18 protein-coding genes and 1 riboswitch are annotated in these 23208 nt (G+C 51.8%); of the genes, 12 read left to right on the forward strand and 6 right to left on the reverse strand.

Annotated features, from left to right (window positions below):
* Nucleotides 1–387: 387 nt before the first annotated feature.
* Genes AC23NW_RS19030 through AC23NW_RS19040 form a run of 3 tightly spaced genes read left to right on the forward strand, consistent with a single transcriptional unit; the run spans nucleotide 388 to nucleotide 3876 of the window.
* Nucleotides 388–1083 (forward strand): succinate dehydrogenase cytochrome b subunit, encoded by a 696-nt coding sequence (locus AC23NW_RS19030; RefSeq protein WP_293832965.1) that lies wholly within the window; start codon nucleotides 388–390, stop codon nucleotides 1081–1083.
* 51 nt (nucleotides 1084–1134) lie between these two features.
* Entirely contained in the window at nucleotides 1135–3072 is a 1938-nt protein-coding gene (locus tag AC23NW_RS19035) for a fumarate reductase/succinate dehydrogenase flavoprotein subunit (RefSeq protein ID WP_293832964.1), read from the forward strand.
* Between the two features lie 51 nt (nucleotides 3073–3123).
* A complete protein-coding gene (locus AC23NW_RS19040; protein ID WP_487451290.1) occupies nucleotides 3124–3876 on the forward strand; it encodes a succinate dehydrogenase/fumarate reductase iron-sulfur subunit in 753 nt (250 codons plus the stop codon).
* Between the two features lie 71 nt (nucleotides 3877–3947).
* Here AC23NW_RS19040 and AC23NW_RS19045 read toward each other — a convergent pair whose 3' ends face one another.
* The 4 genes from AC23NW_RS19045 to AC23NW_RS19060 are packed head-to-tail and all read right to left on the reverse strand — an operon-like array spanning nucleotide 3948 to nucleotide 7432.
* A complete protein-coding gene (locus tag AC23NW_RS19045) occupies nucleotides 3948–5204 on the reverse strand; it encodes an ABC transporter permease (RefSeq protein ID WP_487451292.1) in 1257 nt (418 codons plus the stop codon).
* Nucleotides 5205–5253: 49 nt separating this feature from the next.
* A complete protein-coding gene (locus AC23NW_RS19050) occupies nucleotides 5254–5676 on the reverse strand; it encodes a GNAT family N-acetyltransferase (protein ID WP_487451294.1) in 423 nt (140 codons plus the stop codon).
* Nucleotides 5673–6596 (reverse strand): hydroxymethylbilane synthase, encoded by a 924-nt coding sequence (hemC, locus tag AC23NW_RS19055; RefSeq protein ID WP_487451296.1) that lies wholly within the window; start codon nucleotides 6594–6596, stop codon nucleotides 5673–5675. Before hemC ends, AC23NW_RS19050 begins: the two co-directional genes overlap by 4 nt.
* Nucleotides 6597–6634: 38 nt before the next feature.
* Complete coding sequence (locus tag AC23NW_RS19060; RefSeq protein ID WP_487451298.1) at nucleotides 6635–7432, reverse strand: polysaccharide deacetylase family protein; 798 nt, start codon at nucleotides 7430–7432, stop codon at nucleotides 6635–6637.
* 167 nt (nucleotides 7433–7599) lie between these two features.
* Here AC23NW_RS19060 and AC23NW_RS19065 point away from each other — a divergent pair, with 167 nt between their 5' ends.
* Nucleotides 7600–8022 carry an Hsp20/alpha crystallin family protein gene (locus tag AC23NW_RS19065; protein ID WP_487451299.1) on the forward strand — a complete coding sequence of 141 codons (423 nt, stop codon included), beginning with the start codon at nucleotides 7600–7602 and terminating at the stop codon, nucleotides 8020–8022.
* Between the two features lie 151 nt (nucleotides 8023–8173).
* Here the strand turns inward: AC23NW_RS19065 and metH are convergent, their stop codons facing one another.
* Nucleotides 8174–11950, reverse strand: coding sequence for a methionine synthase (gene metH / locus AC23NW_RS19070; RefSeq protein ID WP_487451300.1), 3777 nt, complete (start codon nucleotides 11948–11950; stop codon nucleotides 8174–8176).
* 91 nt (nucleotides 11951–12041) lie between these two features.
* Nucleotides 12042–12215, reverse strand: a riboswitch (SAM riboswitch).
* 94 nt (nucleotides 12216–12309) lie between these two features.
* On the opposite strand from metH, the gene AC23NW_RS19075 reads away from it, so the two are divergent.
* The 5 genes from AC23NW_RS19075 (at nucleotide 12310) to pseC (ending at nucleotide 17580) form a co-directional block, all read left to right on the forward strand.
* The gene (locus tag AC23NW_RS19075) at nucleotides 12310–13191 is read left to right on the forward strand and encodes a Ppx/GppA phosphatase family protein (protein WP_487451302.1); all 882 of its coding nucleotides are present in this window, start codon (nucleotides 12310–12312) and stop codon (nucleotides 13189–13191) included.
* A gap of 635 nt (nucleotides 13192–13826) precedes the next feature.
* A complete protein-coding gene (locus AC23NW_RS19080; protein WP_487451303.1) occupies nucleotides 13827–14402 on the forward strand; it encodes a GNAT family N-acetyltransferase in 576 nt (191 codons plus the stop codon).
* Nucleotides 14403–14479: 77 nt separating this feature from the next.
* Nucleotides 14480–15385, forward strand: coding sequence for a hypothetical protein (locus AC23NW_RS19085; protein ID WP_293832947.1), 906 nt, complete (start codon nucleotides 14480–14482; stop codon nucleotides 15383–15385).
* A gap of 3 nt (nucleotides 15386–15388) precedes the next feature.
* On the forward strand, nucleotides 15389–16405 hold the full coding sequence (pseB, locus tag AC23NW_RS19090; RefSeq protein WP_487451305.1) for a UDP-N-acetylglucosamine 4,6-dehydratase (inverting): 1017 nt from the start codon (nucleotides 15389–15391) through the stop codon (nucleotides 16403–16405).
* Nucleotides 16406–16410: 5 nt separating this feature from the next.
* Nucleotides 16411–17580 carry a UDP-4-amino-4,6-dideoxy-N-acetyl-beta-L-altrosamine transaminase gene (gene pseC / locus AC23NW_RS19095; RefSeq protein WP_487451307.1) on the forward strand — a complete coding sequence of 390 codons (1170 nt, stop codon included), beginning with the start codon at nucleotides 16411–16413 and terminating at the stop codon, nucleotides 17578–17580.
* Between the two features lie 283 nt (nucleotides 17581–17863).
* Here pseC and lpdA read toward each other — a convergent pair whose 3' ends face one another.
* A complete protein-coding gene (gene lpdA, locus AC23NW_RS19100) occupies nucleotides 17864–19261 on the reverse strand; it encodes a dihydrolipoyl dehydrogenase (protein WP_487451308.1) in 1398 nt (465 codons plus the stop codon).
* Nucleotides 19262–19446: 185 nt separating this feature from the next.
* Here lpdA and prfB point away from each other — a divergent pair.
* From prfB to AC23NW_RS19115, 3 genes are all read left to right on the forward strand, one after another.
* Nucleotides 19447–20524 (forward strand): peptide chain release factor 2 gene (gene prfB / locus AC23NW_RS19105; RefSeq protein ID WP_293832940.1). Its coding sequence is split into 2 segments (ribosomal slippage): nucleotides 19447–19506 and nucleotides 19508–20524, totalling 1077 coding nucleotides; the frame shifts between segments, so codons are not numbered across the junction.
* A 231-nt stretch (nucleotides 20525–20755) separates the two neighbouring features.
* Entirely contained in the window at nucleotides 20756–21487 is a 732-nt protein-coding gene (locus tag AC23NW_RS19110; RefSeq protein WP_487451309.1) for a copper homeostasis protein CutC, read from the forward strand.
* Nucleotides 21488–21541: 54 nt separating this feature from the next.
* Nucleotides 21542–23203 carry a sodium:solute symporter family protein gene (locus tag AC23NW_RS19115; protein WP_293832937.1) on the forward strand — a complete coding sequence of 554 codons (1662 nt, stop codon included), beginning with the start codon at nucleotides 21542–21544 and terminating at the stop codon, nucleotides 23201–23203.
* Nucleotides 23204–23208 lie beyond the last annotated feature (5 nt).

Here is a 23208-nt window from a genome sequence, read left to right on the forward strand (position 1 = left end):
ATGCAAAGAGATAGTACAAAATAAGAGGGATTCAAAAACTAATCCAAAAGCAGTGGCGATTCACTATAAATAGTAACCAATCCTGTGTTTTGTGTAACTAGTTTTTGGTGTATAACGTTAAACAGTTAGCGCTGCCGGTGAAATTTGTTTAAGATTTTTGGTTGATTGTTAAACAAAAAAAATGAACGCACGGTTAGCCGTTTAGTTTCCGGCAACTGTTTGTACCAATTTCAAATAAGTGCTCATAATTGCTAAAATAAGCATAGAAAGTTGGATGCATCGGGTTTGTGCTTTAGTTTTGGCACGCCTGTATAGGTAGTCAACCTGAAGGAGTTGCCTGAAGGATTAATTACAAACTTTTTCCGTATAAACTGTGCTTTACGCCGTATGTCTTGGGTAACACAAACGCTTTCAAGCTCCCTTGGTCGCAAGGTTATTATGTCGCTGACGGGGTTATTTTTATGTTCGTTCCTGGTCGTTCACATGGCAGGTAACCTCCAGTTGTTTAAGGGTGATGGCGGTCGCGCGTTCAATGAATATACGTATTTCATGACGCACAATCCGCTGATCATTACCGTTTCGTATCTGTTGTACACCTCTATCATTGTTCATGCTTCGATGGCGCTGATTCTGACGCGCCATAACCAGGACTCCCGTCCGGTGAAGTATGCCTACGCGAAGCCGGAAGCGAACAGTCCGTGGTCGTCGCGTAACATGGGTGTACTGGGTACTGTGCTGCTGATTTTTATCGTGCTGCACATGCGTACGTTCTGGTTCGAAATGCACTTTGGCAGTGTACCGATGGCCGAGTATGATGGTAAGGAATACAAGGACCTGTACACGGTTGTCGTAGCCGCGTTTTCGCAGCTGTGGTACGTGGCGGTTTACGTTGTGTGCATGATTGCATTGGGTTATCACCTGGTGCATGGTTTCAAAAGCGGTTTCCAGACACTGGGTGTCCGCCACAAGAAATACACACCGCTGATTGAATTCCTGGGCACATTCGTGTTCGCTATTGTGATTCCGGCCTTGTTTGCCGTGATGCCAATTTACATGTATTTAAAAGTTAACGGGATTATTTAATGCAGGAATGATTGAGTGTATCACTCAATCGCTAATTCACTCATTAGCTTTATGAAACTGGAGTCAAAAATTCCTGAAGGGCCGCTCGCCGAAAAATGGGCACGGCACAAGTTCGGTCTGAAGCTGGTTAACCCGGCTAACAAACGTAAATATGAAATCATTGTAGTCGGTACGGGTCTGGCAGGTGCCTCTGCGGCAGCCTCTCTGGCCGAGCTTGGCTACAATGTAAAAGCATTCTGCTTCCAGGATAGTCCGCGCCGGGCGCACTCTATCGCCGCGCAGGGTGGTATCAATGCCGCTAAAAACTATCAGAATGATGGTGACAGCGTTTACCGGTTATTTTATGACACCGTTAAAGGTGGCGACTACCGGGCGCGTGAGGCCAACGTTCACCGGCTGGCTGAGGTCAGCGTAAATATTATTGACCAGTGTGTGGCGCAGGGTGTTCCGTTTGCACGGGAGTACGGCGGACTGCTGTCGAACCGTTCATTCGGTGGCGCGCAGGTATCGCGTACGTTCTATGCCCGTGGTCAGACCGGACAGCAGCTGCTGCTGGGTGCTTACTCGGCGCTGAGCCGTCAGGTGGCAACCGGTAAGGTGAAACTGTACACCCGTTCTGAAATGCTTGACCTGGTGGTTGAGGGCGGTAAGGCACGGGGTATCATTACACGGAACCTCGTAACGGGTAAAATTGAATCGCACTCGGGCCACGCCGTGTTGCTGTGTACAGGTGGCTACGGTAACGTATTCTATCTGTCGACCAACGCGATGGGTTCGAACGTAACGGCGGCATGGCGCGCACACAAAAAAGGTGCGTTGTTCGGCAATCCTTGCTTCACGCAGATTCACCCGACCTGTATTCCGGTGAAAGGGAATTACCAGTCGAAGCTGACGCTGATGTCGGAGTCGCTGCGTAATGACGGCCGCGTATGGGTGCCGAAAACGGTAGAAATGGCCGAGAAAGTACGTAAAGGCCAGTTGAAGCCAAGTGCGATTAAAGAAGAAGACCGTGACTACTTCCTGGAGCGCCGTTATCCGTCATTCGGTAACCTGGTGCCTCGCGATGTGGCTTCCCGGAATGCAAAATACGTATGTGACGAAAACCGCGGGGTTGCTTCAACCGGTCTGGCCGTATTCCTTGATTTCGCTGACGCGATCAAGCGTGACGGTAAAAAAACGATTGAAGCCAAATACGGTAACCTCTTCGAAATGTACGAAAAGATCACCGACGACAATCCGTATGAAACCCCGATGATGATTTATCCGGCGGTTCACTATACAATGGGTGGTCTGTGGGTTGATTATAACCTGATGACGACTGTACCGGGTTGCTACGCCCTGGGCGAAGCGAATTTCTCGGATCACGGTGCCAACCGCCTCGGTGCTTCGGCGCTGATGCAGGGGCTAGCCGACGGGTACTTCGTAATCCCTTACACAATCGGTGATTACCTGGCAACAATCGGCCCGTCTGATAAACTGCCGGCCGACCACCCTGCCTTTAAGCAGGCTGAAGCTGCGGTTAACGATCAGATTAAACACCTGATGTCGCTGAAAGGCAAGAAAACGGCTGAAGAAATTCACCGCGAACTGGGCCTGATCATGTGGGATTACTGCGGTATGTCGCGGAACGCCGAAGGGCTGAAAAAAGCGAAAGGGCTGATTCAGGAGCTGCGCAAAGAGTTCTGGTCAAATATCCGGATTACGGGTGATGCCGACGAACTGAACCAGGCGCTTGAGCTGGCCGGCCGCGTTGCCGACTTCATCGAACTGGGTGCACTGATGGTTGATGATGCCCTGAACCGGGAAGAATCATGCGGTGGCCACTTCCGTGAAGAATTCCAGACCGAAGATGGTGAAGCACAGCGCGACGACGCCAACTTTGCCTATGTTGCTGCCTGGGAATACAAAGGCGAGAACCAGCCGGAAGTATTGCACAAGGAAGAACTGGTGTTTGAAAACGTAAAACTGACTCAGCGTAGCTACAAATAAGTTATCGGCTGCCGGATCAGAAACGGCAGCCATCTGTTAATCGCAGAAGCCATGAAAATTAACTTACAAGTCTGGAGACAGAAAAATAGCAATACAGCGGGGAAAATGGTTGAGTACAAACTCGACAATATTTCACCGGATATGTCATTCCTCGAAATGTTTGACGTCCTGAACGTTGAACTGATGCACAAAGGCGAAGAGCCCGTTGCCTTCGACCACGACTGCCGCGAGGGTATTTGCGGGATGTGCTCGATGTACATTAATGGCCGTCCGCACGGTCCGCAGACCGGCGCTACGACCTGCCAGCTGCATATGCGTTCATTCAGCGATGGGGATACCATCGTGGTGGAACCGTGGCGCGCGCGGGCTTTCCCGGTCATCAAAGATCTGGTCGTTGACCGGACTGCGTTTGACCGCGTTGTACAGGCCGGTGGTTATGTATCGGTAAACACCGGTTCTGCACCGGATGCCAACGAAATCGCCATTTCACGCGAAATCGCGGAAGAGGCTATGGATGCGGCTCAGTGTATCGGTTGCGGAGCCTGCGTAGCGGCTTGTAAGAACGCATCAGCCATGCTGTTTGTAGCAGCTAAGGTTTCGCACCTGGCGGTACTGCCGCAGGGTAAACCGGAACATCTGGCGCGTGCGGAGAAGATGGTCGCTCAGATGGATGAAGAAGGCTTTGGCGCCTGCTCATTTACGGGTGCCTGCTCAGTAGAGTGTCCTAAGTCAATTTCACTGGATCACATCGCGCGTCTGAACCGCGAGTATCTGGGTGCAAAACTGACGTCGACGAACGTGTAAACGCTCAATATGCAGTCATAAAAAAGGCGGGGAAAGTCATTTCCCCGCCTTTTCTTTTTACTATTCAGACGCTATTCCTCTGCCAGTGTCCGTGAGATATTCATGCGGTATACACCGATGGCGGGCAAGGCTGCGGCTACCAGACCAATCAGGATGGCGGCTACCAGAATAAACCATTCTTCGCGTAATACGCCGAATGCGGCCAGATTATAATGATACTGGCCTGCTACCGACGCCGACAGGCCCCAAAGGCCCAGACGACTGAATAACAGCCCCAGCACAAAACCGATCAGGGCCAGCACTAAGCCTTCCAGTAGCAGCATACCGAACAACTGGGTACGGGTGGCGCCCATCGAGAGCATCAGCGCCATTTCGTATTTGCGTTCTTTCAGGGAGTTGTATAATGACACAAACACGCTGATGCCGGCAATGATGATGATGGCCAGCGCCAGGTATTGCAGGGTGTCTACCCCGACGCCCAGGAGCTCAAACAACCGGTTGATTTCAATATTGGGCAGAGCCGCCTGAAGCTTCGAATTACTGTTGATGCCCCGTGCCAGCATCATGCCCAGCGGGTTGCGGAACTGAATCAGCATGCTGGTGATTTCCCGGTGTTCTTCGTGCTCATGATCTTCTTCTGCGGTTGCCTCATGGTCATGATCGTGGTCTTCCCCTTCTGCGTGCGCTTCTTCGCCTTCATGTTCGTCATGGCCGTGGTCATGAATAGCCCAGATACTGGATACATTTGTCAGAATCAGCTGATCGGCCACGGTGTTGCTCGGGTTCAGAATGCCGGTGACCTTGTATTTTTTATCGGCATGTTCTTCGCCTTCGGCATCCAGGCCGTGCGACCCGGCAAAGGTATCGCCGATTTTAAGCCCTGTTGCTTCGGCAACGCGGATCCCGATCACGCACTCCATATCTTCACGGAAAAGCTGCCCCTGCCCGACCGTGGCCTCAAAATGGTCAAGGTACTTCTTGTTGGTGCCTACGATCCGGAACGAACGGTAATTATCACCCATCGATAACGGAATGGCCGTTTTGATCATCGGGTTGCGGGTGAGCCGTTCGGCCTCATCCAGCGGAATATTGCCTACCGGTGCGTCGATCTGGTAAATACTTGACAGAATCAGCTGAAGCGGGCTGCCTTTAGCCCCCAGCACCATGTCGATGCCTTTGATATTTTTCTTGAACTGATCGTCCAGCTGCTTATTCAGCAACAGCAGTAACGAAATAATGGTAATCCCCAGTGTCATCAGCAGGCCGCTTAGAAAGCTGCTGAGGGGTTTGTCTTTCAGGTTACTCCAACTGATTCGAAAAAGGTTCATACCGCCGTGTGTACGTAAAAGATAGATTGTTGAGAAAGATGGCTTACCGCTACAAATCTAACCGAAAATGATGGCTGACAATATTAAATCGCTTCTTAAGGTATAGCCGGTGCGCATCATAGCGTGCGGGTGCGTGGCCGGAATCGAGCGTCACACAGGTGCAGCCCAAGGCCTTTGCTTCGTCAATGACAAAATCAAGCAGGGCGTTGGCATAGCCTTTACCGCGGCCTTCGGGCAGCGTCGACAGGTCATCGATATAAAGCGTTTTCCCGCTGTAAAGCAGATGCATGATACGGTAGCCGATCGCGGCCGGTACTGTCCCAGCGTTATCAACAAACGCCAGATGAAAACCTTCCTGTTGCTGTAGCTGCACCTGTGGTACAATCTGGTCGGGGGACAGGTGAGGACGCAGGGCCAGAATAGCCGGTATACAGCGTTCGATGTCGGCAGGGGTAAGCGCTTTGCGGATCATAGCCGTTCGCGGATCGTTTTAAGCATGTCGTCACCTCCTTTGGTCAGCAGACTTTCGGCCAGCTGTTGCCCCAGTTGCTCCGCTTCGGTGGGTTGGGCGCTGAACGTTTCGCGCAATACCTGCTGACCGTCCAGGCTGATGATGCCACCAGTGAGTTCAATAAGGTCGCCGCTCCATTGCGCCAGCCCGAATACCGGAATGCTGCAGCCACCTTCCAGGCGGCGCAGAAAGGCGCGTTCGGCCTTCAGGCAGGCTTCGGTTGGCTCATGATTGGTCAGCTGCCGGATAAGCTGTTGTTTATCCGGAGAGAGTGTATCCGCAATTTCAATGGCTACGCTGCCCTGTCCGACCGCCGTAGTGAACTCATGCAGGGGCAAGTGCTCCGCAATCAGGTCATCGTATTCCATCCGGTGAACGCCCGCGTAGGCAAGCAGGAGGGCATCACACTGGCCTTCATCGAGTTTCCGGAGCCGCGTCTGCAGATTACCGCGCATGTCGACCACCTTAATGTGCGGACAGAAATGCTTCAGCATCGCGACCCGGCGCGTAGATGAGGTTCCGATTACGAAAGCCTGACCACTGGTCAGCGACAGGCTCTTATTGCGGCTTACCAGAACATCATTCACCTGTTCCCGTTCTGTAAAGGCCAGAATGTGTAAATCGGCCGGCAGTGATGACTGCAGGTCTTTGGCGCTGTGAACGGCAATATCGATGCTGCCGTCGCGCAGCTGGTCTTCGAGTTCCTGGGTAAAAACGCCTTTACTGCCGATTTTCGACAACGAACGGTCGAGAATCTGATCACCTTTGGTTTCGATCAGGACAAGTTCTGATGTCAGGCCGCCCTGTTGTAAAAGTGACTGAATATGTTCGGCTTGCCAGAGGGCCAGACGGCTGCCCCTTGTTCCAATTTTAATATGCATGGTTTGTTGTTTTTTCAGGTTATTAAGCTACCTTGTAGTTACAAAAGTTTGCCCCACCTGACTTTACGCTTAAACGCAGACAATGAGTCAGTTCCGCGAATATCAATTCGGTTAATGTCAAACGGATGACGGATTGGTAACGGGTTAATCCGGTTACCGATGCGAAAGCCGAGTTGTATGCCGGCCGCCCCCATGGCATCGTACATCTGCTGACGAACCACAGGCTTTTTGGGCCGGCCTCCATAGGGATAGGCGAATGCACTAACCATCGGTAATGCCATCTCCTGAGCCGTTTGCTTATTCTCTTTTAAATCATCACGGATCCCTGCCGGATCAGTATGTTTATAATTAATGTGCCGGTGGGAATGATAAGCCAGGGAAATTAACGAAGGGCTTAAACCTTTCAGTTGTTCTGCCGTCAAAAGGTTGTCGGCAATAAACGATGGCGTACCGCTGTCCCACGCATTAATATCGCCGATATAGGCGGTCGGGACAAAAATGGTTGCCGGCGTCTGGTGTTCTTTGAGGATTGGCAGTGCGTAGGTAAGGTTGTTTTCATACGCGTCATCAAACGTAACCAGTACAGGCCGTTTGGGAAGCGATGGGCGCTGACCCTGCACATAGGCCAGTAAATCGGGCATGGTAATGACTGAATAGCCGCCGGTACGCAGGTATTGTACCTGCTGTCGCAGCTGTTCTGGTGTTACGGTAAGCATGTCCGAACGCACGGGGTCCACTTTGTGGTACATCAGCACCCGTAGTCCTTTTTGTTGTCTGTGGAGGATTAGCCCCACTATCACCACAAAAAGCAACACGGCGAGCAACAGTATCCACATGGACATTTTGGACGTTTTTTTTCGGTAAATGGCAAAAATACGCCAAAACGTCGCATTTAGCCATTTTTTTGATGAATTTTCCTGACAGCCTGACTGTTAGGAAAGGTACGACGCCAATCGGCACGACATTTGAATAATCATAAACAGAACAGTAAACGACAGATACCATGAAAGCCATCGAAAATGTATTCAGCGGAACAGGTGGGCAGATCGATTTGCTTAATACGCTTTACGGCGGCTCAAGCATGACGACAATGGATGTTCAGCGCGAGGAAGATCGCCTGGTCATCACCCTGTCGGCTCCCAGCGTGAAAGCCACTGCTTTTAACGTCCTGGTTGAAGGAAATAAACTGGTTATATACACGCTGCTGGTCAGTAATTCTCATTTTCAGGAGGATGACAACGACGCAGAGGATGCTATCCCGCAGCGCCTGGCCGTTCCGATGTTTCTCCGGGTTCTGGATATTCCGGACTTCGTGAACGCCGACCAGATCGAAGCCTTGTACGAAGAAGGCAAGGTAATGGTGCACCTTCCGTTTAAGAACGAAGAACAGCTGCACCGTCGGATTAATATCAAGGATTTATTCTAAATGGAGTGCTCCGAAACGGTTGGCATCGGATTTTGATACTCAACTGAAAATCATGCGTGAACCTTCGGAATTTATCTTCCCGTATTCGGGGCACACAGCCCTGTAGATATATAAAAAAAGGCCGTTTCTCCGGAAACGGCCTTTTGTTTTATCAGGCGTCGTAGCTCAGCACGGGAGCCAGCCAGCGTTCCACATCGCCGATGCTCATCTGCTTGCGGTGAGCGTAGTCAATCACCTGATCCTTCGTGATTTTACCCACGGCAAAATACTTCGATTCAGGATGGCTGAAGTAGAACCCGCTTACCGATGAGGCCGGATACATGGCAAAGCTCTCGGTGAGTTCGATCCCGATCTGGTTGGCATCGAGGAGGTCAAACAGGGTTGCCTTTTCGGTGTGATCCGGACAGGCCGGATAGCCGGGCGCTGGCCGTATCCCCTGATAGTTTTCCTTAATCAGCTCGTCATTCGAGAATTGCTCTTGTGGTGTATAGCCCCAGAATTCTTTCCGTACCCGCTCGTGCATCAGTTCGGCAAAGGCTTCGGCCAGACGATCGGCCAGGGCCTTCACCATGATACTGTTGTAATCGTCGTGGTCGCGGTCATATTTTTCGAGCAGCGCTTCTATACCAATGCCCGCCGTTACGGCAAAACCGCCGATGTAGTCCTCGCGGCCGCTGTCGAGCGGTGCAATGTAGTCGGCCAGGCTGATGTTGGGCAGACCCAGTGCCTTCTGGTTTTGCTGACGCAGGAAATGGAGGACGGCTTTGGTATCGTAAACCAGCTCTCCGGCTTCTTTCGGCGTTACGGCCGGTTGTCCGCTCAGCTTATATTCGATATGCCGGTGTGAACCGTGGCGTTCGCAACGGGTTTCGTGTACAACTTCTTCAAACTCATGCAGCAGCACGTCGTCCTCGGTCGCATTGGCGGGGAAGAACCCAACCACCGCCTTAGCGGTCAGTAATTTCTTGCTGATGATTTCATTCAGCAGCGCGTTGGCATCATCGAACAGTTTCCGCGCTTCCGTTCCTACGGTTGCGTCATCGAAAATTTTCGGGTACTTGCCGTGTAGCTGCCAGGTCTGGAAAAACGGCGTCCAGTCGATGTATTTAGCGATTTCAGCCAGTGAATAATCGTGGAAGTACTGATTGCCCAGAAACGCAGGTTTTACCGGCTCAAAGGTTGACCAGTCGATTTGGGTACGGTTCGCACGGGCCTTGTCAATCGACAGCGAGTTCTTTTCTTTCTGGCGCTTGGCGTGATCCTCGCGGATACGGACGTACTCCGCCTTGATCTCTTTGAAAATGTCCTCGCGCGTGGCCATATCCTGACTTGTCAGGCGGCCGGCGACCGGTACACTCCGGCTGGCATCCAGTACATGGATAACCGGCCCTGAGTAGTGTGGGTCGATTTTTACGGCCGTGTGAATGCGCGAGGTCGTGGCCCCGCCGATCAGCAACGGAATCGTAAAGCCCTGCCGTTCCATTTCTTTGGCAACGCCCACCATCTCGTCCAGCGACGGCGTAATCAGTCCGCTCAGGCCAATGATATCGGCGTTCTGTTTACGGGCTTCGTCCAGAATTTTCTGGGTCGCCACCATCACGCCAAGGTCAATAATTTCGTAGTTATTACACCCTAATACAACACCAACAATGTTTTTGCCGATGTCGTGTACGTCACCTTTTACGGTGGCTAACAGGACTTTACCGGCTGCTGCTGCGCCGCCTTCTTTTTCTTCTTCGATAAACGGAGTCAGGTAGGCAACGGCTTTTTTCATCACCCGCGCCGACTTAACGACCTGTGGGAGGAACATTTTTCCTTCGCCGAAGAGATCACCGACTACGTTCATGCCGTCCATCAGCGGACCCTCGATCACATCCAGCGGGCGGCTTACCTGCTGCCGGATTTCTTCCACGTCTTCGTCGATGAAATCGGTAATGCCTTTTACCAGCGCATGCTTCAGCCGGTCGCGGACCGGTTCATTGCGCCATGCATTGTCCTGAACAATTTCCTTACCTTTAGCCTTAACCGTTTCCGCAAACGTAACCAGCCGCTCGGTTGCATCGTCGCGGCGGTTCAGGATCACATCTTCCACACGCTCCAGCAGATCGGCCGGAATCGTGTCGTAAACTGCCAGCTGCCCGGCGTTGACAATCCCCATGTCCATGCCTGCCTTGATGGCGTAGTACAGGAAAACCGAGTGCATGGCTTCGCGAACCACCTCATTGCCACGGAACGAGAACGAAATATTGGACACCCCGCCCGACACTTTGGCCAGCGGCAGGTTTTCCTTAATCCAGCGGGTCGCGTTGATAAAGTCGACGGCATAGTTATTATGCTCTTCAATGCCCGTGGCTACGGTCAGGATGTTGGGGTCGAAAATGATGTCCTGCGGCAGGAAATGCACCTTATCGACCAGAATGCGGTAGGCGCGTTCGCAGATTTCAATCCGGCGCTCGTAGTTATCGGCCTGACCGGCTTCGTCAAACGCCATCACAATCACGGCCGCTCCATAGCGTTTCACCAGATTGGCCCGCTCGATAAACATGTCTTCGCCTTCTTTCAGCGAGATCGAGTTTACGATGGCTTTACCCTGCACGCATTTCAGACCGGCTTCGATGACTTCCCACTTCGAGGAGTCGATCATGATCGGAACACGGGCAATATCCGGCTCGGCAGCAATCAGGTTCAGGAAGGTGGTCATCGCTTCGATGGAGTCGAGCATGCCCTCATCCATGTTTACATCGATCACCTGCGCCCCGTTTTCCACCTGCTGACGGGCTACGGACAAGGCTGCGTCGTAGTCACCCGATTTAATGAGGCGGGCAAAAGCCTTTGACCCGGTTACGTTCGTCCGTTCGCCGATATTGACGAAGTTGGTGTTTTCCGTAATCTTTAACGGTTCAAGACCGCTGAGTTTCTGGTAGGGCTCCGGCTGCGGGAACGGCCGTGGCTGGTAACGCGCCGCAACCTGTGCAATGGCCGCAATGTGGTCTGGCGTTGATCCGCAGCAACCACCGACAATGTTTATAAAGCCGGACTTGATAAAATCTTCGACCTGCGACGCCATACTGGCCGGTGTTTCGTCGTATTCGCCGAATTCGTTCGGCAGGCCGGCGTTCGGATAGGCCGAGACAAAAAACGGGGCTTCTTTGGCGAGTGTCTGAATATACGGGCGCATCAGTTCGGCACCGAGCGCACAGTTCAGCCCCACGCTTAGCAGCGGCAGGTGTGAGACCGAGTACAGGAATGCTTCGGTTGTCTGACCGGAAAGGGTTCGGCCCGAGGCATCCGTAATCGTTCCGGATACCATGATTGGCAACGGTTCCTGCCCTTTATCAGCAAAGTATTTGTCAATGGCGAACAGAGCCGCCTTGGCGTTCAGGGTGTCAAAAATAGTTTCGACCAGCAGAATATCCGATCCGCCTTCGACCAGCCCGGCTACCTGTTCGTAATAGGCATCGACCAGCTGATCGAACGTTACGGCGCGGTAACCCGGGTTATTAACGTCGGGCGACAGGCTGGCCGTGCGGTTGGTTGGCCCCATCGCACCGGCGACAAACCGTGGTCTGTCCGGATCCTGTTGGGTATAGGCAACTGTCACTTCTTTGGCAATGCGCGCCGATTCGTAGTTCAGCTCGTAGGCCAGTGACTCCATGTGGTAGTCGGCCATGGCGATGGTCGTACCACTGAAGGTATTGGTTTCGATAATGTCGGATCCGGCATCCAGATATTGCCGGTGGATTTCCTGAATAATCGCCGGTTGTGTCAGCGACAGGAGATCATTGTTGCCTTTCAGATCGTGAGCCCAATCTGAAAAACGTTCGCCCCGATAGTCGGCTTCTGTCAGGTTGTACCGTTGAATCATCGTACCCATGGCGCCATCGAGTACGAGAATACGGTTTTGCAGGAGTTCGTTAATCTTCTTCAAAACGGCATTTGTCATTAACCCGTCTGCTAAAGGCAGCGGGTTTGGTGAAGCTAGCATTTCAGGCTTAACAGAAAGGGCGAGAGCGTAACGCAACTTATCTGTCCCCATTCGTTGGGGTGGAACGTAGCACCGTTTTTTTTAGTAAAAAGACAACCGGACAATAATCAATTATCAGGGCTTATTGGTTATTGTTCAGGTATGTTATACTAAAAAAGGGTTGCTAAGACTTCGTTGGGTCCGGTCCCTCGGTCTTTCTTGATAAGCAATTCCGCAAAAGTACACAGTGTAAGCGTCATAGCCAAAAATAGACTACTTTTGGGGCTTCGTAAAAGGTTGATGCCTTTATCACTTCACGATTTATGAAAATTGCAGCCATTGATATAGGGTCTAACGCGGCCCGTCTCCAGATTTCAAACGTTCTGCACAACGGCGATGTCACTAGCTTTAAAAAAGTCGAGTACGTCCGGTTTCCGTTACGGTTAGGCCACGATGTGTTCTCGTTCGGCGCGTTGACAGAAGAGAGCGAAGCGCGTACGACCAAACTCATGCAGGTCTATAAGCTGTTGATGGAGCTGCATGAGGTAGAAGCTTACATGGCCTGTGCAACATCGGCCATGCGGGAGTCGGAAAACGGCCCTGAGGTGGCAGACCGGATTTTAGCATCGACCGGCATCAAAATTCATATTATTGACGGCAAGCGGGAAGCCGAGCTGATTAACAATGTGGTCGTACAGGCGCTGGATAACCGTCAGTTTCTGCACATCGACGTCGGGGGCGGCAGTACCGAGCTGAACCTCTATCAGGATCGGGAGAAAATAAATTCACGTTCGTTTAAAATTGGTTCGGTGCGGTTGCTGGAAGGCAAAGAATCAAAAGGGGCCTGGCGGTCGATGCATGAGTGGATTGAGGAGAACGTTGACCGGTCGCAGGAGGTCATTGCGGTAGGGACGGGCGGCAACATCAGCAAGCTGTTTAATCTGGCCTCGAAACAGTCTGAGCTATCGACAACCATCGCCGAAATTGAGCGGATCAAGGAATACATTGCCCAATACAGTCTGGAAGACCGGATTAATAAACTACGGCTGAATCCCGACCGGGCCGATGTCATTCTGCCGGCCGCCGAGATTTATCTGTCGGCGATGAGGTGGGCCGATGCTACCGAAATTATTGTTCCGGATCTGGGCTTAAAAGACGGACTTATTCAGCTGGCATACCAGCAGTTATGCAAAAAAAAGAAGTAGTATGCTTTGGCATGACACTTGCTTGATACAACAAAGAACCCCGGCGATAGCATCACCGGGGTTTCTTCCGACATATTCTCTCTATTTACACTTTCTTTAGGCTTACCAGAATAAGCGCCTGATCATTAGACGAGGGCTTACCGGCAGGGTAACAATATCAACCATATTATCTATTTTATACACAATTTGCGGTTTTTATTACTAATGTAAGTAAACCGGGTTGTTGTTGTTGTGTTTGCTGATCATGAGATAGTTACATGGTTAGTTCTTATGTTATCCAATATTACGAAAATGACTCTTCCCAAGTGTTAACTTCATTTGGGGCATCTGGTTTTTTGTATAATGACGATCGGCACCTGCGGACACAGGGAAACCAGGCATTTCATCATTTTTGTATCATAGACCAGCAGACCGGGCAACCGGTTGCACGTTGTACATTCTTTCAGCAATCGTCCCGCTGGTACAGCCCGTTTTCGGCTCCGTTCGGGTCGCTTGAAAGTACTATTTTATTGCCGGCTAGCATACTGGATAGTTTAATTGAGCGTATCGAATCGGTAATGCGTTCGCTGGCAATTGAATCGGTGTTGATTAAACAGCCTCCCAATTGTTATGCGCCGGAACAAACGGCATATTTTATGGAACGGTTGTTAAAAAAAGACTTCCGGATCATCGCAGATCCTGTAGCACACTATATACCGGTTACGGATGAAAATCTCAGCTGCCGCATGGCAGCCCAGGAAATGCAGCGGTTACGGAAAGCCGAACGGGCGGGGTTTACCTTCCGGCAACTGACCGAACCGCAACCCGGCCTGATAATTGCCTACTGGCAGCAGCGGCGGGCCGGGCAGCAATACCCGCTGACCATTGCGCCGGAACAATTGCGCCGGCTACTGACCGGAATGCCTGACCGTTTTCCGGTGTTTGTGGTTGAGGCGGGTGGTGAGTGGGCGGCTATGAGCGTCTGCGTACGGGTCAGTGATACGATTCTGTATCATTTTCTGCCGGTCGACAGCGCACAGTATCGCCGGTTCAGCCCGATGGTTATGCTGATTCACGGGCTATATCACTATTGCTGCGAACAGGGAATCCGGTTGCTGGATCTTGGCGTTTCGCTGGATGAGGAGCAACTGCCCAAACCCGGCCTGATGCGGTTTAAACGCAATATGGGTGGGATACCCTCACCTAAGCTGACTGTTGAAAAACGGCTATGAACCCTGAACTATGCCCGTTTCCTGAATTTTCGCTTATTTTGTCCTGTTAATCCAAACTGGCAGGGCAGCACGCTTGCATGATAGAGGTAATTTATAAGTCACTGAGTACCTGGTTAACCGATCTGGCTAACTCACTGATTTCGCTGTTAAAAATTCTGGTTCAATCATCGTTTCGGTTTCGTCTTCCTGCCCGGCAAAAAGCCGTATGCTCGGTTCTCGGTAATGGTCCTTCCCTGAATACATCCCTGGAAAAAGACCTCCATTTTATACTACAGACCGAAATTGTCTGTGTCAATAACTTTGCGCATTCGCCGTATTTTCTGCAGCTGAAGCCGCAGGACTATGTGATTGCCGATCCGAATTACTTTGTCTTTACCGAGCAGACAACCGACCGCGAGGATATCAGGCAGACGCTTGGTGTGTTTCTGGCCTCAGTCGACTGGCCGATGCACCTGTATGTACCCCGCTTTGCGAAGGGTTCCTACATCATGAACACGATTGAGGCGCGCAATCCAAACATTAAACCGGTGTATTTTAACTACAGCGTCATCAAGGGGTTCCGCTGGTTCAGATTCCGCTTATATAAGGCCGGGCTTGGTATCGGGCAGTCGCAGACGGTGATTGTATCCGCCCTGTTTCTGATGCTGAGCCGGCAATTCGATGCGGTTTATCTGTTCGGCGCCGACCAGTCGTGGCATGAGCAAATCCGAATCGATGAGCAGAATCAGCTGCTGATGCAGCAGATGCATTTTTACGATAAGCCGAAAGATGTGGCCTATGTGCCGGTTTACGCCGATAAACACCGGACGAAAACCCATTCGATGGCGGATCAGTTTTTATCGCTCCATAAAGCCTTCCGGGGCTATGAGGTCTTGCGGGAATACGCAGACTACCTCGGCGTTCGTTTGTTGAATGCCAGCAGCAAGAGTTATATCGACGCCCTGGAACGGGTGCAGTTAAAAAAGTCTAACGCAGCATCATAATCTATGCTTGATTTAAATAATAAGTCGATCCTGATTACCGGTGGCACCGGCTCATTCGGTAAGAAGTTCGTGGAAATGGTTTACAAGCGCTATCCGGACGTACGGCGGGTGGTTATTTATTCGCGGGATGAGCTGAAACAGTTCGAAATGTCGCAGCACTACCCGACATCGGTTTACAAGTCGATTCGCTTTTTCATCGGCGATGTGCGCGATGGTGAGCGGCTGAAACGGGCCTGCGAAGGCATCGACATCATTGTACATGCGGCGGCGCTCAAGCAGGTACCAGCGGCGGAATACAATCCGATGGAGTGCATTAAAACCAACGTATTCGGTGCTGAAAACGTGATCAATGCGGCGCTGGACAACGGTGTTAAGCGGGTAGTGGCCTTGTCGACCGATAAGGCGGCGGCACCAATCAACCTGTATGGCGCCACAAAACTGTGCTCGGATAAACTGTTCGTAGCCGCTAATAACATGAAAGGCAGCCGCGATCTGCGGTTCTCGGTGGTCCGGTATGGCAACGTAATCGGTTCGCGGGGGTCGGTGGTGCCGTTCTTCCTTGAAAAGCGGAAAGAAGGTGTTTTACCGATTACGCACAACGACATGACCCGCTTCAATATCTCGCTGGAAGAAGGCGTAGAAATGGTGCTTTATGCGCTGGAGCAGGCGTGGGGCGGCGAAATCTTTGTCCCGAAAATCCCTTCGTACCGCATCACAGATGTCGCCACGGCGATTGGCCCGGATTGCGAACAGAAGCTGGTCGGTGTGCGGCCGGGCGAAAAGCTGCACGAAGAGATGATCACCGAAACCGACTCGCTGAATACCATCGAAACGGACCGCTATTATGTGATCACGCCATCGACACCGATCTGGGAAGTAGAAGATTACCTGAAGGCGTTCAACGCGACGCGGGTGCCAATGGGCTTCAAGTACAATTCCGGTACCAATACCGAGTGGCTGACGGTCGGACAACTGCGCGATCAGGTTCGTCAGCACGTAGATCCTGACTTTGTTGTTTAAGCGGTATGCAACCTATTCCATACGGTCGGCAACATATTACCGACGACGATATTCTGGCGGTTAATGACGTCCTGCGGTCGCCTTTTCTGACGCAGGGGCCCAATATTGCGGCTTTTGAGACGGCTTTTGCAGCGTACATCGGCGCAAAGTATGCCGTCGCCATTGCCAACGGGACAGCAGCACTGCACCTGTGTGCAATGGCGCTGGGTGTCGGGCCAGGTACCAAAGTGATTACAACACCGATTACATTTTCGGCATCGGCCAACTGTGTGCGGTATTGCGGCGGCGAGGTATTTTTTGCGGACATTGACCCGGAAACAGCTTTGCTCGACCCGAAAGCGGTCCGGGCGCTGCTGGAAGCCCATCCCAAAGGCACGTTTTCGGGCATCATTCCCGTTGATTTTGCCGGCTACCCCGTTGACCTGCCCGCGTTCCGGGAACTGGCCGACGAGTTTGGGCTGTGGCTGATCGAAGATGCCTGCCATGCGCCGGGTGCCTCCCTGACGACCGCTGACGGGGAAACCTACCGTTGCGGCGATGGCTCACTGGCCGATCTGGCTATTTTCAGTTTTCACCCCGTAAAACACATTGCGAGCGGAGAAGGGGGAATGATCACGACCAACGACGAAAAACTGTATAAACACCTGCTCCGGTTACGGACGCATGGCATTACCAATAAGCCGGAGGAGTGGACGGAGTTGCAGCCGGGTGAACCGGAACGGGGTGGCTGGTACATGCAGATGCAGGAGCTGGGCTATAATTACCGCCTGACTGACATGCAGGCGGCCTTGGGCCTCAGTCAGTTATCGCGGGCTGACCAGATGCTGACCCGCCGCCGGGAGATTGCTGCCCGTTACGACGAGGCCTTTGCCGGTACGGCCGTGAAAACCATTGTGCCGGCTGCATCGGCGGGGCATGCCTATCATTTGTATGTTATTCAGGTAGAGGACCGGAAGGGGCTGTATGATTTCCTGCGGACGAAGCAGATTTTTGCCCAGGTGCACTATATTCCGGTGCATACAATGCCGTATTACCGGCAATCCGGCTGGAATTGGGGTGATTTTCCGTATGCGGAGCAGTATTATGCCCGCTGCCTGAGCCTGCCCATGTACCCGACCCTTACCGACGAGGAGCAGCAGTACGTCATCGAGACTGTGATTACTATGATTAAATGAAGACTATGATTAAATGATTGAGTGATTAAGTGATTGGGTGATTTTTGTAGATAGCAATAACAGAGCGGAACCAATACGGCCTGAAAAAAGGACAGGATTACATGATTAACAGGATTTCTTTCGGTAATCCTGTTAATCATGTAATCCTGTCCCCAAAAAAATCACTTAATCATCCAATCACACCAACCATAATCCGTGGAAAGAAATCACTTAATCATTCAATCGCACCAATCATAGTCCGTGGAAAGAAATCACTTAATCATTCAATCACACCAATCATAGTCTACAGGTGGATCGCTTCGTCGTAGGCGGCTTCGGTGGCGTCTTTGATCGCTTCCGACATGGTTGGGTGGGGGTGAACCGCTTTCAGAATTTCATGGCCGGTTGTTTCCAGACGACGGGCTGCCACTACTTCGGCAATCATCTCCGTTACGTTGTATCCGATCATGTGAGCACCTAACCACTCACCGTATTTCGCGTCGAAAATCACTTTTACGAAGCCTTCCGGCGCACCTGATGCCTTTGCCTTGCCTGATGCTGAGAATGGGAATTTACCCACTTTGATCTCATAACCGGCTTCGCGGGCGGCTTTCTCCGTATAACCAACTGAGGCAATTTCAGGCGTACAGTACGTACAGCCCGGGATGTTATTGTAGTTCAACGGCTCTACGTGTGGCAGCCCGGCGATTTTTTCGATACAGATGATAGCTTCTGCCGATGCCACGTGTGCCAGTGCCTGACCTTTCGTACAGTCGCCGATGGCGTAGTAGCCGTCAACGTTGGTACGATAGTAGTCGTCCGTAACGATTTTGCCGCGGTCGGTGCTGATGCCGGTTTCTTCGAGGCCGATGTTTTCGATGTTGGCGATCACACCCGCTGCCGACAAGACTACATCGACATCAAATGTTTTCTCTCCGTCCGGCGTTTTTACGAATACTTTGCAACCATTGCCGCTGGTATCCACCTTCGTTACTTCCGATTTCGTGTGGATCTCAACACCCAGCTTTTTATATTGCTTGGCCAGTTCTTTCGAGATGTCCTCGTCTTCAACCGGAACAATATTCGGCATAAACTCGATGATGGTCACCTTTGTGCCCATGCTGGCGTATACATACGCAAACTCAACGCCGATCGCACCTGAACCAATGACCAGCATAGAATCCGGGCGTTTTTCGAGCGACATGGCTTTGCGGTACTCAATCACTTTCTGGCCATCAATCGGGACAGCCGGCAACTGACGGGCGCGGCCACCGGTGGCAATAATGATGTGTTTGGCATCGTAGGTAGTGGCTTTGCCGTCTTTATCGGTCACCTCTACTTTTTTGCCGGGCTTTACTTTGCCCGTGCCATTGATCACATCAATTTTATTTTTCCGCATCAGGAACTGTACGCCTTTGCTCATGCTGTCGGCGACTCCCCGGCTACGTTTAATTACGGCACTAAAATCAGCATTGGCGTCGCCTACGGTGATTCCGTAATCCTTAGAATGTTTGATGTACTCAAACACCTGTGCGCTTTTAAGCAGGGCTTTTGTGGGAATACAGCCCCAGTTCAGACAGATACCGCCTAAGTTTTCACGCTCGATGACGGCTGTTTTCAATCCTAACTGCGAGGCCCGAATGGCGGCTACATAACCACCAGGTCCGCTACCGACGACAATTACATCGTATTGTGAAGCCATTTTTAGCTAATGTATTGTGAAGAATGTAAAATGGACAATGCTATACTTGAGCAACACAAAGGTAACGGTAAAAGTTGATTTCGCCCGAAACAACTACCGCCCTCTCTTTTGTTCTATCTTTGCAGGGCCTTTGGCGGGCAGTATCCGCTCACGGGCTCATTCACAATTCATTAATTGACAAGTTCATGACAACTGAGCAGTTGAAAGACTTGAGGGCCAGAGTAGAGGCCCTGAGGGGGTATCTTTGACTACGATAACAAGAAAGAACACCTGAAAGAGCTGGAACAGCAGACGTTTCAGCCTGAATTCTGGACCGACGCCGAGCGGGCCGAAAATACCATGAAACAAGTCCGCTCCCTGAAAGGATGGGTAGGCGGATATGACAAGATAGATGCCCGGTTGGGTGACCTCGAAACGCTGTTTGAGTTTTACGAGGCAGGGGATGTTACCGAAGAGGAAGTCGACGCAGATGCCCGTAGTTTCGTCGTAGCCCTCGAAGAACTGGAGCTGAAAAAAATGCTCAGCAATGAAGAGGATCAGCTGGGCGCCGTACTCGAAATTAACTCGGGCGCGGGCGGAACCGAAAGCCAGGACTGGGCCGATATGCTTTACCGGATGTACCTGCGCTGGGCCGAAAAACACGGTTATACGGTGAAGCAGGTCGATTACCAGGACGGTGATACAGCCGGAATTAAGTCGGCGACGATTGAAGTAGACGGTCCGCTGGCCTATGGCTACCTGAAGTCCGAAAACGGGGTTCACCGGCTTGTGCGCGTGTCGCCGTTCGACTCGAATGCGCGCCGCCATACGTCGTTTGCCTCGGTGTTTGCCTATCCGCTGGTCGATGATTCGATCGAGATTGAGGTAAATCTGGCCGATATCGACTGGGATACGTTCCGGTCGGGTGGTGCCGGCGGGCAGAACGTAAACAAGGTTGAAACGGCTGTGCGGCTGCGCCATAAACCATCCGGTATTATTATCGAATGCCAGCAGGAACGGAGCCAGTTACAAAATAAGGAAGTGGCGATCCGCCTCCTGAAATCGAAACTGTATCAGATTGAGGTGGAGAAGCGGAACGCGGCCCGTGCCGAAGTGGAAGCCGGTAAGAAGAAAATCGAATGGGGGTCGCAGATCCGCAGCTACGTACTTGACGACCGCCGTGTGAAAGACCACCGCACCGGTTTCCAGACCTCGAATACCGACGCGGTGCTGGACGGCGATATCGACGGTTTTATTAAGGCCTATTTGCTCGAACAAGGGTAATCGCCCCGAAAAGTTAGCATACAGCATGAGAAACGCTCCTTTCGGGAGCGTTTTTTTGTTGTCGACACAGCCGGAAAAAACGTAGCTGAATAACGAACCTTTCACCTGATCTGTGCTGCTAATCAGGGTAGGAGCCAGTTTATTTGTCTGATTACGTAAGGTTAAAGTGTCGTTTTTCATATAATTTCCACGTTTCGTATTAATTTCCGATCTCATAAGCGTATTAATAGAATGACTATTGAAGTTTGTGCTTTTTCGCTTTCGGCCTGCCTGACTGCTCAGGAAGCGGGCGCCGGGCGCATTGAATTGTGTGGTGGGTTCAGCGAGGGCGGCACAACCCCGAGTGCAGGGCTGATTCAGCAAGCCCGGCAACAGCTTCGGATTCCGATCTATGTGATGATTCGTCCGCGCGGGGGCGATTTTTTGTATTCAGCCACCGAAATTGAGGTAATGAAAGCCGACATTGACGTGGCAAAGCAACTGGGTGCCGATGGGATTGTACTGGGCCTACTCAATCCCGACGGAACTGTCGATGAAGAAAACACACGTATATTGGTCGACCAGGCGAAACCATTGGGCGTCACCTTTCACCGCGCTTTTGACATGGCTGTTGAGCCGTTCGAAGCGCTGGAAGCCGTGATCCGCACCGGCGCCGAACGCATTCTGACCTCCGGCCAGCAATCGTCGGTCAAAACCGGTCTGCCGTTGCTGGAACAGTTGGCCAGCCGCGCCGCCGGCCGTATTGAAATTATGGCCGGTGCAGGGGTAAACGCCCAAAATGCGACTCTGTTAAAAGAGGCCGGTGTCCATGCGTTACACCTGAGCGGAAAACGCATTGACGAAAGCCCGATGACATTCCGGCAGCCAAACGTATCGATGGCCTCCGCTTCCCTCGGAGAGTATGAACGCGTAGAAGCCGACGCACCGGCTATTAACGCGGTGGTCAGCCAGGTCAACCCTTAAGCAGCATTACCTTGATGAAACATAAACCTGTATCACTTTAACCCTTTGTTTTTCATGCATATTGACCTTGGACTTCTTGACTATCTGATCATCCTCATCTACTTCGTGTTCGTGCTGGGGATTGGCTTTCTGATTAAACGTACCGTAAAAACGAGTAACGATTTCCTGATGAGCGACCGCTCGATTCCGCTCTGGATCACGTCGCTGGCTTTTGTCTCGGCCAACCTGGGGGCCCAGGAACTGATCGGGATGGGCGCTTCGGGTGCTAAATACGGCATCATGACCAGCCATTTCTACTGGGTAGGGGCTATTCCGGCCATGGTGTTTCTGGGCGTTTTTATGATGCCGTTCTACTACGGCAGCCGTGCGCGGTCGGTGCCTGAATACCTTGCCCTGCGCTTCGATGAAAAAACACGCGGGCTGAATGCCATCAGTTTTGCGGCCATGACCATTTTTTCGTCGGGGATTTCGTTATACGCCCTGGCCCTGCTGCTGGAATCGATTCTGGGCTGGGATTTCAACGCGTCGATCTTTCTGGCGGCGGCCATTGTGATGGTGTATACCCTGCTCGGCGGGCTGACGAGTGCGGTGTATAACGAAGTATTACAGTTTTTCCTGATTGTGCTGGGCATTGCGCCGGTCGTGTTTATCGGGCTCGATAAAATTGGCGGCTGGGAAGGCGTTGTGCAGAACCTGAGCCCTAAAATGACCAGTACGTGGCGGTATATGGGCTCGCCGGAAGAAAACCCGATGGGGGTAGACCTTGGCAGTATGCTGTTTGGGCTGGGCTTTGTATTATCATTTGGCTACTGGTGTACGGACTTCCTTGTCGTACAGCGGGCCATGATTGCTAAAAATATGTCGGAGGCGCAGCGTACCCCGTTGATTGCCGCCATTCCGAAAATGTTTATCCCGTTTGTGGTTATCCTGCCGGGGGTAATCGCTATTGCCCTGCAAACCATGGGCGGCGACTACCAGATTCCGATGAAGCCCGATGGCAGCTCGCTGAACTATGACCTTGTGATTCCGTCGATGCTGTCGAGCTTCTATCCGACCGGTTTGCTGGGTGTTGGTCTGACGGCCCTGATTGCGTCGTTTATGTCGGGAATGGCCGGCAACGTAACGGCTTTCAACACCGTCTGGACGTTTGATATTTATCAGGCCTACATCAATAAAAATGCCAGCGATGAACACTACCTGCGGATGGGCAAAATGGCGACCATTTTCGGGATTGTGGCATCGATCGGAGCGGCCTATCTGGCCACGGCTTTTAACAACATCATGGACTACCTGCAGCTGGTTTTCGGCTTCGTAAATGCTCCGTTGTTTGCCACGTTTGCTTTAGGTATGTTCTGGCGCAAAACAACCGCTAACGGTGCTTTCTGGGGTCTGTTGCTGGGTACACTGGCTGCCGCTGCCACCCACGGCCTGACACTGGCTGAAGGAAAAGGTGCGTGGATGGGTAACCTGCACGAGTTTTCTTCGTCTATGAGTCAGAACTTTATGATTGCCAGCCTCGCCTGGATCGTTTGCTTCGTTGCAACGTATGTCATTAGTCTGTTCACCGAGAAGAAGGATGAAAAAGAACTGGTCGGGCTGGTCTATAGCCTGACGCCGAAGCCGGATGCGAATTATAAGACGATACTCCAGAACCCGATGTTCCTGGCAGCCATCGTTATCGCCCTGACACTGGCGCTGAACCTGATCTTTTTATAACCGAC

It is taken from the genome of Arsenicibacter sp. R0_47 (assembly GCF_057652235.1).

Excerpts from the sequence above, each read along its gene's own strand:
- AC23NW_RS19030 (WP_293832965.1), top strand. The coding sequence starts at position 388 with ATGTCTTGGGTAACACAAACGCTTTCAAGCTCCCTTGGTCGCAAGGTT.
- AC23NW_RS19035 (WP_293832964.1), top strand. The coding sequence starts at position 1,135 with ATGAAACTGGAGTCAAAAATTCCTGAAGGGCCGCTCGCCGAAAAATGG.
- AC23NW_RS19040 (WP_487451290.1), top strand. The coding sequence starts at position 3,124 with ATGAAAATTAACTTACAAGTCTGGAGACAGAAAAATAGCAATACAGCG.
- AC23NW_RS19045 (WP_487451292.1), bottom strand. The coding sequence starts at position 5,204 with ATGAACCTTTTTCGAATCAGTTGGAGTAACCTGAAAGACAAACCCCTC.
- AC23NW_RS19050 (WP_487451294.1), bottom strand. The coding sequence starts at position 5,676 with ATGATCCGCAAAGCGCTTACCCCTGCCGACATCGAACGCTGTATACCG.
- hemC (WP_487451296.1), bottom strand. The coding sequence starts at position 6,596 with ATGCATATTAAAATTGGAACAAGGGGCAGCCGTCTGGCCCTCTGGCAA.
- AC23NW_RS19060 (WP_487451298.1), bottom strand. The coding sequence starts at position 7,432 with ATGTGGATACTGTTGCTCGCCGTGTTGCTTTTTGTGGTGATAGTGGGG.
- AC23NW_RS19065 (WP_487451299.1), top strand. The coding sequence starts at position 7,600 with ATGAAAGCCATCGAAAATGTATTCAGCGGAACAGGTGGGCAGATCGAT.
- AC23NW_RS19075 (WP_487451302.1), top strand. The coding sequence starts at position 12,310 with ATGAAAATTGCAGCCATTGATATAGGGTCTAACGCGGCCCGTCTCCAG.
- AC23NW_RS19080 (WP_487451303.1), top strand. The coding sequence starts at position 13,827 with ATGGAACGGTTGTTAAAAAAAGACTTCCGGATCATCGCAGATCCTGTA.
- AC23NW_RS19085 (WP_293832947.1), top strand. The coding sequence starts at position 14,480 with ATGATAGAGGTAATTTATAAGTCACTGAGTACCTGGTTAACCGATCTG.
- pseB (WP_487451305.1), top strand. The coding sequence starts at position 15,389 with ATGCTTGATTTAAATAATAAGTCGATCCTGATTACCGGTGGCACCGGC.
- pseC (WP_487451307.1), top strand. The coding sequence starts at position 16,411 with ATGCAACCTATTCCATACGGTCGGCAACATATTACCGACGACGATATT.
- lpdA (WP_487451308.1), bottom strand. The coding sequence starts at position 19,261 with ATGGCTTCACAATACGATGTAATTGTCGTCGGTAGCGGACCTGGTGGT.
- AC23NW_RS19110 (WP_487451309.1), top strand. The coding sequence starts at position 20,756 with ATGACTATTGAAGTTTGTGCTTTTTCGCTTTCGGCCTGCCTGACTGCT.
- AC23NW_RS19115 (WP_293832937.1), top strand. The coding sequence starts at position 21,542 with ATGCATATTGACCTTGGACTTCTTGACTATCTGATCATCCTCATCTAC.